Here is a 14,171-nt window from a genome sequence, read left to right as displayed (position 1 = left end):
TAAGCCTGCACACGCTGATGGTACTGCAACCGGGAGGTTGTGGGAGAGTAAGTCACCGCCGACACCAAACAACAAAAACATAATTTAATAAACCAAAAGAAGGGGAGAGGACGGACAACCACCGTCCTCTTCCCTTCTTTCACGTTTTGCAGAAGCAGACGAAACCCGACGCCGCTTCGGCACACACGCTCATTGACATTAGACCTGGTGGAACTGCAAACACCCGGCAGGGGAGTAATAGACAACGAACCCTAAACCTTTGCTTTTACCCCCGCTGTTGTATGAGGTGCGACTCTGGGGATCCCTGCGGATTTAGGGCACCCTATTCGAACATAAACACCCCCACAGGGGGTACATGTTCACCAGTCGGGATACTATAAAAGCACTCGTTAGAAAACACATACGAACACTGTTCTTTTCTGCTGGAGTGCCGCACTTATGACTGCCACACTTGCCCCGCCCGAACCCGATGTTTCCCTCGACTACCCAAACACCCTCCTCATAGGCGACCACCCCGACACCGATCCCCTAGACGATGGTGATGTGCCGGAAGCGTTCTACACCACCAACGCACCCGGCAACCACATCGGCAAAGCCGGCACCTACACACGCAAAACCTCCTGGTTCCTCTACCGCGCCATCCTCCCCCAACTAGACGACGACGTCGATCTTAGCCTGACCAGCCTCGCCAAAGACCTCGGCATCTCCTACAACAAACTCCTAGGCTTCCTGCGCGCCCACTTCCGCATGCGCCAACTACCCCTAGTCACCGAAGTCCAAGGACAGCACTGGATACTCGACCTGACCAAACTGCGCATCATCGACCGCGAACTCAACAGGCTTGAAGATAACCCAGAGCATCTTGAAGCCATCGACGCCGCACTCGCAGACTTCCTCACCCCCACCACACCCAACCAAACCGTCCCCACCGACGCGGATCTGCGCCGCTTCATCCGCACCTTCATCGACACCCACCTGCGCCCCGAAGACAAAGAACAACAACCCGAACCACGACTGCGCATCAACTACAACCCCGATAACACCACCACACTATCGCTAACCTGCGATAGTGCCACCGCCACCATCATCGCCCGCCACATCGACGCCTACACCAACCAGACCACCACCACCACCGCCGCACAAGCACTCATCGACCTCATCTTGGAAGACACCCACACCAGTGTTGCCATCAACACGTTCACCACCAACCCCGACACCAACCTCGTCTTTCACCCCGGTGCCGGATGGATAAACCTCAACCACGCACCCACAGACAACACCTTCATCCGCCGACTCTTAGCCGACGAAACAGACTCCTACACCCCCAACACCGACATCCGCGCCTACACCCAAGGCAGAGATGCTACCTGCCGCTGGCCCGGCTGCACCGTCCCCGCCACCCGCTGCCAACTCGACCACCGCATCGAATACCACCTCGGCGGGCCAACCAGCCCAGATAATCTAGTAAACCTCTGCCAACACCACCACAACATCAAAACCGACCGCAGAATCCACTATATTCTCGACCCCATCACCGGAACCATCGCCTGGCTCCACCGCGACGGCACCTACCAACTAGACCACCCCACCGGACCACTAGCCACACACCACACCCACTGGAACCACACCTGGGCCCAATACCTCACACACCAACAACAAAGAACAGAAAGGAAGGCTAGGGAATAGACCTGAGCCTGCGGTGTGTGACTAGGGGAAGGCGCGTGCCAGGCTTTCGCATGCCGTTTTCCTCCTCAGGGATGATGTTGGCCGGAGGCCATGGTCGCTAGACTTAAATAGGTAATTTCCCATTTACAAGGAGAATTTGTCTCATGACTGATGCTGCGGCTCGCGCCGTTGACTTGTTTAAGCAATACGGAAGTGATGACACAGCCGTCGTCGCTCTTGATCATGTATCCATTGAATTTGGCAAGAACGAATTTACTGCGATCATGGGCCCGTCGGGTTCCGGTAAGTCGACGCTGATGCACACCATGGCTGGTCTCGATTCAGCGACTTCCGGATCAGCATTTATCGGTGATACCGATATGTCGGCGCTCAACGACAAAGACATTACGGCGCTGCGTCGTGACCGGCTGGGCTTTATTTTCCAGTCCTTTAACCTTGTGCCCACGCTGACTGCGGCGGAAAACATTACGCTGCCCACGGATATTGCGGGCAAGGGCGTCGATAAGCAGTGGTTTGAGGAGGTTACTAGCCGCCTTGGCCTAGCGGAGCGCCTGGAACACCGCCCAGCTGAACTGTCTGGCGGACAGCAGCAGCGCGTGGCCTGTGCTCGTGCATTGGTTTCTCGGCCGGAAATCATCTTTGGCGATGAGCCAACGGGCAACCTGGATTCGAATTCTTCGGCCGAGGTGCTCGATATTCTGCGAACCGCGGTGGATAAGGACAACCAAACAGTGGTCATCGTCACACACGATGCCAAGGCCGCCTCGTATGCGGATCGGGTGGTTTTCCTTGCTGACGGCAAGCTTGTGAATGAGTTGCACAATCCGACGATGGAGGCCATTCACCAGGTAATGGCGGAGATTGAGGGCTAAATGGCACGCGGAAACGCAATGCGCAGAGTATCTCTGCGTAATATTGTGGCGCATAAGTTGCGCCTTGGGCTGACGATTCTCGCGGTAGTTTTGGGCACTGCGTTTATTGCCGGCTCGTTTATGTTCACCAATTCGCTGAAGTCTACGTTTGACTCCGCCGTGGATAATCAGTTCCGCGGCGTGGATGCAGTGGTGAGCCAAAAGGACGACAATGGCGCGAAACTGGATGACAAGCTGCGCCAGAAGCTGGCTGACGATAAGGATGTTAAAAACATCAATATCGCGGATTCGGAGACCGTTGTCGCGGCCGATGAGAACTCGGAGGCCTATCAAACCCAGGGCGGCACGGCCAGCGTTGTCCCGTTCTACCCGGAAGACAAGGTCGTCGGTGGCGCCGATGAGCTGAAGGAGGGCGAGGAGCCTAGCGGTAAGGACGAGGTCCTCGTCAACTCTTCCGCGGCCGACAAGTACGACATTTCCGTGGGCCAGAAGCTGACTGTGGTTCACCCCGATGAGCAGGATACGGTTACCGTTTCTGGCATCTCGGAGCCTGCGGTAGACCAGGGCGAGAGCATCGTACTGAGCATGGCTGAAAAGGATTACCTGGAGCGCTACGGTGAGCCGAGCCAGCTCAAGGTTTCTGCAGCCGATGGCGTGGATGCGAATGCCTTGGTGGATCACCTGAACGAGAAGTATGAAGTCAAGGCGGAGTCGGGTGAGCGCCTGGCTGAGGAGACCTCGGAGATGATGTCTTCTGCCTTGAAGTTCATCAATTACTTCCTCATCGCGTTTGGCCTGATTGCGCTGCTGGTGGGCACCTTCATCATTGCTAATACCTTCTCGATGATTGTCGCGCAGCGCACCAAGGAGTTTGCTCTCTTGCGTGCGCTGGGTGCTTCTCGTCGCCAGATCACAAACTCGGTGGTGGTGGAGTCTGCCATTGTTGGTGTTCTGGGCTCCATTGTTGGCGTGGTTGCCGGTATGGGTTTGGTCGCAATCATTAAGGCAGTCATGAGCGCGCAGGGAATGCCGCTCGATGGCGGCTTGGGCCTGAGCGTTTCGGCCATCGTAGTTCCAATCATTTTGGGCACTATCGTGACGGTTGTATCCGCGTGGGCGCCGGCACGGCGCGCTGGCCGCGTGCAGCCGGTGGAGGCAATGCGCACTACCGAATCTGCTTCCGGAACTTCCCTGAAGGTACGCACGATTTTCGGTGCCATTATCTTGCTGGTGGGCATTGTTGCGGCGTTGGCAGGCGTGCTTTCCGACGGCGAAACCACCGTCCGCGCCATCCTCGTCGGCGTCGGCGCATTCGGCGTCATCGTGGGATTCTTCTTAGCCGGCCCGGCCCTGTCGCTGCCTCTGGTTCCCACGGTGGGCAAGGCAATCGGTGCACCGTTTGGCGCTATTGGTTCATTGGCGGCGACTAACTCGCGCCGCAATCCGCGCCGCACCGCCGCCACTGCCTTCGCGCTAACTTTGGGCGTGGCCCTAGTAACCGCTATTGGCATGCTCGGCGCAACGATGAAGTCCTCCGTGGCCGATACCGTGGAGCAGAACATCACTTCTGATTATCTGCTTTCCGGTCCTAGCTCCGGTGAGTTCCCGACGCCGAAAGACACGGGTAAACGCGCGGCGGAGGCCGAGGGCGTCGATAAGGTGATTACCGTCGGTATGGCTCCGGTGACCGTCGATGGTCAGGCATCGATGGATTATGGTCCAGAATTCCAACAAACGATGACTGCGGATGGAGATCCGTCGTCGATGATTGCGCTCGACATGGTCGAGGGCGATGCCAACTTGGAGAAGGGCTTCATTGCTACCGAAGATTTTGCCAAGGAACACGGCTGGAAGGTAGGAGAGACCTACAAGGTTACTTCTGCGGAAAAGGACAAGAAGGCCGAGGCCAAGCTGGTCGGTACCTTTAAGCCCACTGACGTGGTGCAGAATATGGTGCTCTCGCAAGACGTGGCTGAAAAGGTCGCTCCCGAGAAGTCCTTTACCGTCCAAATGGTGGGCGTCTTGGGCCAGGAAGGCTATGACAAGGAAGAACTGCGCCACAACCTAGAGGACTCGGTCAAGGATTTGGTCGTGGTTCAGGTTAATTCTGGCGAGGAGTATGCGGGCCAAGCCGCCGGATTCATCGACCAGATGCTTTCCATCCTGTATGGCCTACTTGCCCTAGCGGTGATTATTGCCGTTCTGGGTATTGTCAATACCTTGACCCTGGGTGTTATTGAGCGACGCCAGGAGATCGGTATGCTGCGTGCCGTGGGTACGCAGCGTCGCCAGATCCGCACGATGATCACTCTTGAGTCGGTGCAGATTGCGCTCTTTGGCGCGGTGATGGGCATCCTTATCGGCCTCGGCTTGGGCTGGTCCTTTATCAAGATCCTCGGTGATGAGGGATTGGATTCCGCGCAGATTCCGTGGGCGATGGTGCTCATTATGCTGGTGGGCTCGGCCATCGTCGGCATTATTGCGGCAGTATGGCCGTCGCAACGCGCGGCAAAGACGCCGCCATTGGAGGCAATCGCGGACTAGCCTAATAAGCCTAAGGTCTCCCTTCTTGGTACAAAGAAGGGAGACCTTATCGTATTTACGCGGCCATCCAAGCCCTGACTGCCGATACCGCATCCTTTGTTTTCATATCCGGCAGGTAGGCATGCATGGTGGCCAATGCGATGGAAGGAAGTTTCAGTTCATCGTGGTAACAGAGGTACCACGGGTGCTCCTCGGGTTGGAATTTGCGCTTGCTGGCCGCTAGGGTGCGGAATCCATAGAGCGGTTCGACTTCCTCACCGATGCGGTTGAGGGCGACGTCGAGCCAATTAGGTTCGTCTGGTTGTCCCGCCAATGGGGCGCCGGAAAGGGAGATCCAGCCGAGGCCTTCGTCATGAGCGATGAGCATCGCTTCTGAGATGAGGAGCTCGATGACGCCTTTGAAGCCGTGCTCATTGCGGCGCATGACGTCGAGAACGTAGCCGACAATGGCACCATTTTCGTATACCGGCATCCAGCTGGTGACACCGTGTAGAGTGCCGTCGGCGGACTCAGCCAGCAGGAGCCGAGTGCCGTCCACCATCATTTCCTCAAGACCGCCGAGGGTAAAGCCCATTTCAGGGAGGGCTTTGTCAGAGACCCAGTCCTCGCTCAGCGCGGTGATGCGGGCGATGGAGGCGATATCCAGCTCCTTCCAGGTGGTCCACCGTGTCGTGATGCCTTCCTTTTCTGCTTTGTTTCGTGCGGTGCGCACGTTTTGGAATTTCTTTCCCTTGAACTCTACGGATTCGCAGCTGAGTACGGCTTCTTCTGCGACCTGGAGGCGCTTTAGCTGCGGGTGCGCGTCAGCGAATTGTGCATTGACGGAATACCACGCCACCGTCCAGCCTTGCTCAGCGGCGAAGTCCTCGAACTCCGCGCTGATATCGTGGCCGACGGGAGCACCCAGTGTGAGGGCGATGCCATTGGAAACCCGGTACGCCACGTAGGAATCACCGTGGAAGAAATACCGGTTGGATTTCCACAGGGTCATAAAAGATAGGTGATCGCCGGTACCGGCTTCGAGTAAGCGGCGCGCGGTGTCGCGGTCGGACTCTTGGGCTGGGTCAACAGGACGGGAAAATCCGAGGTAGAGCCGTATAGCTACGAGGAGCCAGAAAGCATTTCCTACCCACTCGTAGATGAACCAAGAAAACATGGTTGCTGGTGCGACGTGGTGGGGGAGGATGAGCGCGACGACGGCCGGTACGAAGCGCAGTGGAGTTTCTGCAAGGATCGCCGCGAGGTTCGCCGGGGGTACGGTGTTGTGCAACGAGGCGGTGAGGATCCACAGGCCCGCGCCGATGGCGGCGGCAAGTATGGCGAGGGTGACCGTCCGAGTGAAGAATGCGCGGTTTTCGTGGGTGTGAAACAGTGAGCGGTTAATTAGCAGCATGAACAGTGTCAGTAGCCAGGGCAAGAGGACGAGCACGAGGTTGGGCAGGAGATAGCTCAGGCGGGCGTCATCCCAAAGCTGGTAGGTCAACAGGGTGATGGCAAGTACCTGGGTAATGACCGCCATCCACCACGCGAGCACGCGGCCGCGGGTAAGACCAAAGCACACCACTAGCTGGATGATGAACGGCATGATATTGGCTACCACGGCGCCGATGCCTTGGGCGCGGGCGAGATCGACTGCCGCGGTGCAACTGGCAGAAGGGACCGAATCCGCGCAGGACTGGGTGGCCTCCAAAGCGGATAGATGTGGGGTCCAAAGGAGCTGCGTAATCTGCGAAAAGGGGCCCTCTGCCATGGGGTCGAGTGCCACAAAGGCGGGCCCGATGGCCACACAGGCGACGCCAACTGCGAGGAGCACTCGGCGCTCTCTGATGGAAGGCGGTGCGGATTCGGGCTTGAAGAGCAGCTGTCCAGCCGTAATGGAAAGAGCGGCGGCAACGATGCCGAGGACATCGGACATGGTGCCGGAATAGAGCACAAAGGTAGCGGTAAGCACGATAAGCGAGATGCGTAGCCGGCGGCGCCACAGGCGGGGTAGTAGGGCGGAAGCAAAGCCGGCAGCACCGGCGATGAAACCGATTGGGGTGAGGAAGGTATCGCTAAGGAGATCATTGCCCCACCGGTTCAGGCCTACGGTCTCGATTCCGCGGGCAAGGACGATGGATAGAGGCACAGTAATGAGCTGGGAGATAATTCCAATCGCCAACGTGCGCAGGGAGCCCAAGCGCCATTCTGCAGGAACGAGCCACAACAGGATAAGGATCGACAGGATGATGGCGCCGCCGGGGTGCGCGGTAGTCAGCGCCAACCAGTGAGAGGTGGGGAAGTCCACTAGGTGGAGCGCCCACATGATGACTAAGACGGCCAGGGAAACAGGAAACCTGGTCAGGATGGTTTTAAGAACGGACATCGTTGGCTCCAATTCCGTCGAAGGGATCCTTAATCGCGGTCATGCCACCGCGACGGGCGGCCCAAGCGAAAGATTCGCGCAGGGCTGGGCGCCACACCTGGAAGGAGTGGCCGCCGGGGCGGGTGCTGAAGTAGGTTTTCATGCCGGCGTTGCGGGCGGCGTCGGAAAGCGAGCGCAGGGCGTTGACGGAAGCAGCGTCCTTATCGCCAGCGATGAAGATGGCCTGGGCGGAGTAGTGCTTGTGGGCGAGCAAGTGTGCGGGGTCCTGGTCATTGAAGGCTGACTCGTCGCCAGCGAAGAATTTCTTCACCGTGGCCGCGTGGTTGCCTATGGTGGGCTCGGCCTCGCCGGAGATGTCGATGATAGAGCCATAGGCTTCGGGGCGGTTGGTAGCGATCTGCAGAGAACAGGTGCCGCCGTAGCTTAGGCCGCCGACGGTCCAAGTGCGCTGATCCGGGTTGACCTTGAACTTCTGCTTGATAACTTGCGGCACGTCTTGGCTGAGGTAGGTCATGACCTTGGCCTGGGTGCTATCGGCGCAGATGGGATTGGCTGTTTCAGAGCCGGTGGCGTCCACGGCAACGACGATAGGGCTGCGCCCTCCATTCGCCGCCTGGAATTGGTCTGCGGTTTCGGCCGCTTCACCCGAACCGAACCATTGCTCTGGGCCACCTGGGTTGCCGTGCAGGAGGACGATGACGGGCAGGGTGTGGTCCGTCCAGTATGCAGGAGGGATATACGCCGTAGCTTGGCGAGCGGAGAAATGGGAGGTGGTGCCTGGAAGATCGACGTGGACGATCGCCGCACCGGAATTGGTGTGGGAAAACTCCTCGTAGCTCATTTCTTTTGCCACAGGGCGTGGGTCCAGGGAGGCAATATCTGGATAGGTTTGGTACTCCATGTTGATGATGCCAACCGTTGCCAAAAGGGAGAAGATTCCGGCCGCAATCGTGACAGTTTTGGGCTTGCGGAGAAACGCCGCCACGGGGACGAAAGCTGCGAGGAAGATATACCATGGAACTTGCCAGTGCTGGAGAAAGTACCAAGCGATGACGCACAGTAGGGCCGCGATGATCAGCGGCCACACCTTGCGTTGAAGGAGAATGATGATTCCTGCAATCGCGAGGATGGCGTAGAAAATCACGCCGTTGATGGGATCCGCCAAAGGCAGATTCAAAAGGAAACTCACCCGGAAAACATTAGGCCTGTGCAGGACAAAAGTAACTGCTAGTTAGCTGGGAGTTTGCCCCTCAAATGCCGTGATAAATGCGTGTCGCCCAAATGGTGCCGCGCCAGGCTAAAACGATGCCGAGTCCGATGGTCCAGAAGAGGTACTTGCTAAGCCGCCACCACTGCTTGCGTTTGATCATCTCGCCCAGTTCCTTCGCCAATGTGGACCAGGTGGACAGACCGCCGGCGAGGCCGAGGGCGAGGAAGGGGTGAATAAGGGGGGCGTCGGCAAGCTGGGCGAAACCATAGGCCAGGCCAAGGGCTAGGGAACCCAAAATATTCGCCACGAAGGTGCAGTAGGGGGCGGGGACAAGCCGGGTAAAGCCATAGCGCAGGCTGCCGCCGATGAAACCGCCGAGAAGGACGCACAGAAGATTCATCGCAGCTTGTCACCCGCCAGGTAGCCGCCCACGCAGCCGATGATGGTGGCCAGGACATAGGCCAGGGCCACGGTCCAATGTGCCTCGGAGGTCAGGAAAGCGAAGGTAGCGAAGCTGGTGAAACCGCCGAGCACGCCGGTGCCCCAAAAGGGGCCGGGGCGGAAGTAGCCCATGAGCGCACTGCCGAGGATATTGATGACGAGCAGTGGGAGCATGCCGCCGCCGAGCGCGGCGGAGAGGAGGTACCTGGCCGCCGCGCCGAGCGCAGCGCCAGCACCCACGACGAGGAACTGAGGCATGCGGCCTATGTTACTTCCAGTCCATCCCCTGGGACTCTACGAACGCGCGCACCTCATCCACTGGCTTATTGAGCTTGGGGTCAAAGGCTAAGTACGCCTTGGTTTCGCGGGCCACGAGGCCGGAGAGCAGGAGCAGGCCAATGAGGTTCGGGATGGCGATGAGGCCATTGGCCAGGTCCGAGAAGGTCCAAGCGAGCTCGAGCTCCGAGACGGAGCCGACAAAGAGGAGACAGGCGAAAAACATGCGGTAGGGGATAGAGGCCTTGCGGCCGCAGAGGGACTCCAGGGACCGCTCGCCGTAATATGCCCAGGCCATGATGGTGGAAAAGGCGAAGAAAATAATGGAGAGCGAAACGATGGTGCCGCCCCAGTCACCTGGGAGTACGCGAGAAAAAGCCTCGGCTGTCATGATTCCGGCCTCGTCGCGGCCCATATCCCAGGTACCGCCCACCACAATGACCAAGCCGGTGATGGTGACCACGATGATGGTGTCAATGAAGGTCTGGGTCATCGATACCAACCCCTGGCGCGCCGGGTGCGGGGTCTTGGCAGCCGCGGCGGCGATGGCGGCGGAACCCATGCCGGATTCATTGGAGAAGATGCCTCGGGCAACACCGTATTGAATGGCCATCATGATGGTGGAGCCTACGAATCCACCGCCGGCGGCGGTGCCGGTGAAGGCATCGCTGAAGATCATCGCAAAGGCGGCGGGAATCTCCGCGGCATGCGAGAAGATTACATAGAGCCCGCCCAGGACGTAGACGATGATCATCAACGGGACGAAGGCGGCGGTAATGCGCCCGATGGCTTGGATTCCGCCGAGGAGCACGGATCCCACCAAGACGAAGAGGATCGCACCGGTGGCCGCTGGGGCGATACCGAAGGTTGATTCCATATTGGTGGCCACAGCATTGGCTTGGGCGAGGTTGCCGATGCCAAAGGAGGCGCAAATTGCAAAGATGGCAAAGAATACTGCGAGTACCGATCCGAGTGGTCCGGGGATGCCACGCTTCAGGTATTGCTGTGGCCCGCCGGACATCTCGCCCTTGGAATCCGTAGTGCGAAAACGCACGCCCAAGTAGGCCTCGGTGTACTTGGACGCCATACCCACGAGGCCGGTAATCCAGATCCATACCAGTGCGCCAGGGCCGCCGATGGACAGCGCGGTGGCCACGCCCACGATATTTCCCACTCCCACGGTGGCGGCAAGGGCGGTGGTCAGCGCCTGATAATTGGAAATATCACCCTCAGTGGAGTCGTCGCCGGAGTCGCTGGCGAAGACGTGGCGCAGTGCGCGGCCGAGTGCGCGAAACTGGAGTCCGCCCAAACGAATGGTCAGCCACAGGCCGGTGCCCAACAGGAGGGGAATGAGGATGAACGGTCCCCACACCACGGTGCTGATGGCGGAGAGGATGGAATTAAGCGAGTCCATTCTGTAAATCTAGCGAACTATAGAAATGGAGTAAATTTGCCCATACCCCCAGCCGGGGGAATATTCGTCCTGCGCAACTACGGGAGAGCAGGCAAGCTGGGATGGCATACCACCCCAACCCTTCAAGGAGTACGCCATGGCCCACGAGCGCGCCGGCACGCTGGCGCAGCCCGCGGATCTTATTGATATCGCAGAATTGGTCACCGCCTACTACACCCGTACCCCGGACGCCGATAACCCGGATCAGCAGGTGTCCTTCGGTACCTCAGGCCACCGCGGCTCCGCGCTGGATCGAGCCTTTAATGAGGCTCATATCCTAGCGATTACCCAAGCCATTGTGGATTACCGCGCGGAACAAGGCGTTGCTGGGGCGATTTTCATCGGCCGCGATACCCACGCGCTGTCCGAGCCTGCCATGGTCTCCGCCCTTGAGGTGCTGCTGGCCAATGGGGTGGAGGTTCGCGTCGACGAGCGCGGCCGCTACACGCCGACCCCAGCGGTCTCCCATGCCATCCTGACCCACCCTGGCGCCGATGGCATCGTGATTACCCCGTCCCATAATCCTCCCCGCGATGGCGGCTTCAAGTACAACCCGCCTACCGGTGGCCCGGCCGACGCTCAGGCCACGGATTGGATTGCGGGCCGCGCGAACGAGTACCTGCGCGCTGGGCTGGAGGGTGTGAAGCGGACGTCTGTCGCGGGCGTGCTGGACGAGCGCTGCGTGAAGCACGACTACGTGCACAACTACGTGGCTGACCTGAAGAACGTGGTGGATATGCAGGCCATTAAAGAATCCGGCCTGCTCATCGGCGCCGATCCCATGGGTGGCGCTTCCGTGGATTATTGGCAGGCCATCGCTGACCATTACGAGCTCAACGTGACCGTGGTGAATCCGGAGGTGGATTCCACTTTCCGCTTTATGACCTTGGATACGGATGGAAAGATCCGCATGGATTGCTCCTCGCCGGATGCTATGGCCTCGCTTATTGACGCCCGCTCTAAGTTCGACCTTGCCACCGGCAACGACGCCGACGCGGACCGCCATGGCATTGTCACTCCCGATGCCGGACTCATGAACCCCAATCACTACCTCGCCGTGGCTATCGAGTACCTCTTTAGTCACCGCCCGCAGTGGGGGAGTGCCGGTGTGGGAAAGACCCTGGTGTCTTCCTCCATGATCGATCGCGTGGTGAAAAGCCTAGACCGCGAATTGGTGGAGGTGCCCGTCGGCTTTAAGTGGTTTGTACCGGGGTTGCTCGAAGGCACCATTGGTTTCGGTGGCGAGGAGTCTGCCGGGGCGTCTTTCCTGCGCTTCGATGGCTCCGTGTGGTCCACCGATAAGGACGGCATCATTATGGATCTACTCGCCGCGGAGATTACCGCCGTCACCGGCAAGACTCCGTCCCAGCGCTACGCAGAACTGGCGGAGAAATTCGGCGCCCCAGCCTATGCCCGCACCGACGCCCCCGCGAACCGCGAGCAGAAGGCCATCCTCAAGAAGCTGTCTCCTGAAAAAGTTTCCGCCACGGAGCTAGCAGGCGAGGACATCGTGGCCAAGCTGACGGAGGCACCCGGCAACGGTGCGGCCATCGGCGGCCTGAAGGTAGCGACGAAAAATGCCTGGTTCGCCGCTCGTCCTTCCGGCACTGAAGATAAGTACAAAATCTATGCCGAATCTTTCTTGGGTGAGGAACATCTCAAGCAGGTGCAAGCAGAAGCACAGGCAGTTGTTTCCCATGTATTAGGGGTTTAACGCTACACTCAACCTCGTGAGTAGCAAGATTAATGGGAAGCTGGTGCTTGATGTCATCAGCTTCATTGCCCGCTTTGGCATGGCCTGGGTGTGGATTGACGCCGGCGTGCATAAGCTTGGCAAGACCCTAGACATGACCCAGGCCATCAAGGGCTATGACATCTTTACTCCCGATTGGGCCGGCTACCTCGCCATTGTCATTGGTCCGCTCGAAATCATCGGTGGCGTGCTGCTGCTGCTCGGGCTATTCCTGCGCCAGTCCTCCATCGTGGCTACCTGCGTGATGCTGCTCTTTATGGTGGGCATCGCACAAGCTTGGGCCCGTGGACTGGATATTGACTGCGGCTGCTTTGGCTATGACGCCCAAAACCCTGACCGAGGAATGGATTATGCGAAGACGCTGCTGCGCGACGCCGCATTTCTATTCCTGACCCTATGGACCATCAAGCGCCCCTTCACCAAGTTTGCCCTTCACCCCTAAGCGGTGGGCAAGGTAGGCTGGATTGGTCCGAAAATTTTGAAGGCAAGGTTCAAATGAGCAAAGTAACTGACCCTAACGCCAAGGGTGGCAACGGTTTTATTTGGGGAGTCGGCGTACTCCTCGTCATCATTGCCGTTGTTATTGGCTACATCGTGTGGAATGGCAAGCAGTCGTCCACGGATTCTGTCGATGCCCTTGAAGCCAAGGACGTAAATATGTCCATGGAGTACAACGACGGTGCTATTACCCTTAAGTCTGAAAGCGCCAAGAAGGGCACCCCTGAGGTGGATCTCTACGAAGACTACTCCTGCCCGCACTGTGCCGAACTGGCTCAGGCCACCGACGGTGACATGCAGAAGGCCATCGAAGACGGCAAGCTGATCGTCCACGTGCGTACCCTCAACTTCTTGGATGGTGAGGATATTGAGAACCAGGAGGGATACTCCACTAAGGCGGCAGCCGCTATGTCCGAGCTGGCCAAGTCTGGTGATATCAAGACCTACTGGAACCTGCGTGACTACATGCTGCAGAACCAGCAAAAGGTGGCTACTTCGTGGGACATCAAGGATATTGCTGACGCCGCCAAGGAGTTTGGCGCGGACGATGATGTCGTTGATTCCATGAAGGATGTGGACGTCAAGCAGGGCAATAAGGTGGCAAAGACTAACTACGACAAGCTGGATAAGGAAACCGGCTCTGTCTCCTCGCCGCGTATTGTCAAGGATGGCAAGGATGTTCCATCAGAAAAGGATCAAAAGGCCGGCAAGAACCTGGGTGACTGGGTAGAAATCGTCACCAAGTAGCAGGCGATTTGGAGAGTTAAATACCCTCCATGTATATTTAAGCGAGTTGCAGCCCACAGGGTTGCACCTCGTTTGAGGGGCTATGGCGCAGCTGGTAGCGCACCACACTGGCAGTGTGGGGGTCACGGGTTCGAATCCCGTTAGCTCCACAAAATAAAGGAGAGGAACATCAGTTCCTCTCCTTTTTTCTTGTTGCGGAGGGCTAGAGCTCCGCTAGATTCTCATCGAGCATGCGCTGATCGATAGCGAGGGTTAAGGGTCAAAATGTGTGTCTGGCTCGGCGTGTCGCGGGGGTTAGATTTGGCCTTTTTGAATGCCGATTGAGT

Annotated in this window: 11 protein-coding genes and 1 tRNA gene; 7 read left to right on the top strand and 5 right to left on the bottom strand. The window is 58.3% G+C overall.

Annotation, left to right across the window (positions count from 1 at the left end):
* Positions 1 to 438: 438 nt before the first annotated feature.
* The 3 genes from QP941_RS11355 (at position 439) to QP941_RS11345 (ending at position 5,102) form a co-directional block, all read left to right on the top strand.
* The gene (locus QP941_RS11355) at positions 439 to 1,686 is read left to right on the top strand and encodes an HNH endonuclease signature motif containing protein (protein WP_284868993.1); all 1,248 of its coding nucleotides are present in this window, start codon (positions 439 to 441) and stop codon (positions 1,684 to 1,686) included.
* A gap of 143 nt (positions 1,687 to 1,829) precedes the next feature.
* Positions 1,830 to 2,558: an ABC transporter ATP-binding protein gene (locus tag QP941_RS11350; RefSeq protein WP_284768771.1), complete on the top strand. Its 729-nt coding sequence runs from the start codon at positions 1,830 to 1,832 to the stop codon at positions 2,556 to 2,558.
* Positions 2,559 to 5,102: an ABC transporter permease gene (locus QP941_RS11345; RefSeq protein WP_284868992.1), complete on the top strand. Its 2,544-nt coding sequence runs from the start codon at positions 2,559 to 2,561 to the stop codon at positions 5,100 to 5,102.
* Positions 5,103 to 5,157: 55 nt separating this feature from the next.
* Here QP941_RS11345 and QP941_RS11340 read toward each other — a convergent pair whose 3' ends face one another.
* The 5 genes from QP941_RS11340 to QP941_RS11320 all read right to left on the bottom strand — a co-directional run bounded on the left by QP941_RS11340 (position 5,158) and on the right by QP941_RS11320 (position 10,808).
* Complete coding sequence (locus QP941_RS11340) at positions 5,158 to 7,467, bottom strand: bifunctional lysylphosphatidylglycerol flippase/synthetase MprF (protein WP_284868991.1); 2,310 nt, start codon at positions 7,465 to 7,467, stop codon at positions 5,158 to 5,160.
* Positions 7,454 to 8,656: an alpha/beta hydrolase gene (locus QP941_RS11335; protein WP_284868990.1), complete on the bottom strand. Its 1,203-nt coding sequence runs from the start codon at positions 8,654 to 8,656 to the stop codon at positions 7,454 to 7,456. Before QP941_RS11335 ends, QP941_RS11340 begins: the two co-directional genes overlap by 14 nt.
* Before the next feature lie 61 nt (positions 8,657 to 8,717).
* On the bottom strand, positions 8,718 to 9,077 hold the full coding sequence (locus tag QP941_RS11330; protein WP_284868989.1) for a fluoride efflux transporter FluC: 360 nt from the start codon (positions 9,075 to 9,077) through the stop codon (positions 8,718 to 8,720).
* Complete coding sequence (locus QP941_RS11325; protein WP_239278426.1) at positions 9,074 to 9,376, bottom strand: fluoride efflux transporter family protein; 303 nt, start codon at positions 9,374 to 9,376, stop codon at positions 9,074 to 9,076. Before QP941_RS11325 ends, QP941_RS11330 begins: the two co-directional genes overlap by 4 nt.
* 10 nt (positions 9,377 to 9,386) lie before the next feature.
* Entirely contained in the window at positions 9,387 to 10,808 is a 1,422-nt protein-coding gene (locus QP941_RS11320; protein ID WP_284868988.1) for an alanine/glycine:cation symporter family protein, read from the bottom strand.
* Positions 10,809 to 10,944: 136 nt separating this feature from the next.
* Here QP941_RS11320 and pgm point away from each other — a divergent pair, with 136 nt between their 5' ends.
* The 4 genes from pgm (at position 10,945) to QP941_RS11300 (ending at position 13,994) form a co-directional block, all read left to right on the top strand.
* Positions 10,945 to 12,561 (top strand): phosphoglucomutase (alpha-D-glucose-1,6-bisphosphate-dependent), encoded by a 1,617-nt coding sequence (pgm, locus tag QP941_RS11315; RefSeq protein WP_239278424.1) that lies wholly within the window; start codon positions 10,945 to 10,947, stop codon positions 12,559 to 12,561.
* A 16-nt stretch (positions 12,562 to 12,577) separates the two neighbouring features.
* On the top strand, positions 12,578 to 13,042 hold the full coding sequence (locus QP941_RS11310) for a MauE/DoxX family redox-associated membrane protein (protein ID WP_239278422.1): 465 nt from the start codon (positions 12,578 to 12,580) through the stop codon (positions 13,040 to 13,042).
* Between the two features lie 53 nt (positions 13,043 to 13,095).
* A complete protein-coding gene (locus tag QP941_RS11305; protein WP_239278421.1) occupies positions 13,096 to 13,845 on the top strand; it encodes a DsbA family protein in 750 nt (249 codons plus the stop codon).
* Positions 13,846 to 13,921: 76 nt separating this feature from the next.
* Positions 13,922 to 13,994 (top strand) — tRNA-Ala (locus tag QP941_RS11300).
* The last annotated feature ends 177 nt before the right edge of the window (positions 13,995 to 14,171 follow it).

This window comes from Corynebacterium sp. MSK150 (assembly GCF_030229215.1).
Taxonomy (GTDB): Bacteria; Actinomycetota; Actinomycetes; order Mycobacteriales; family Mycobacteriaceae; genus Corynebacterium.
This window is presented reverse-complemented; position numbering and strand designations above follow the sequence as displayed.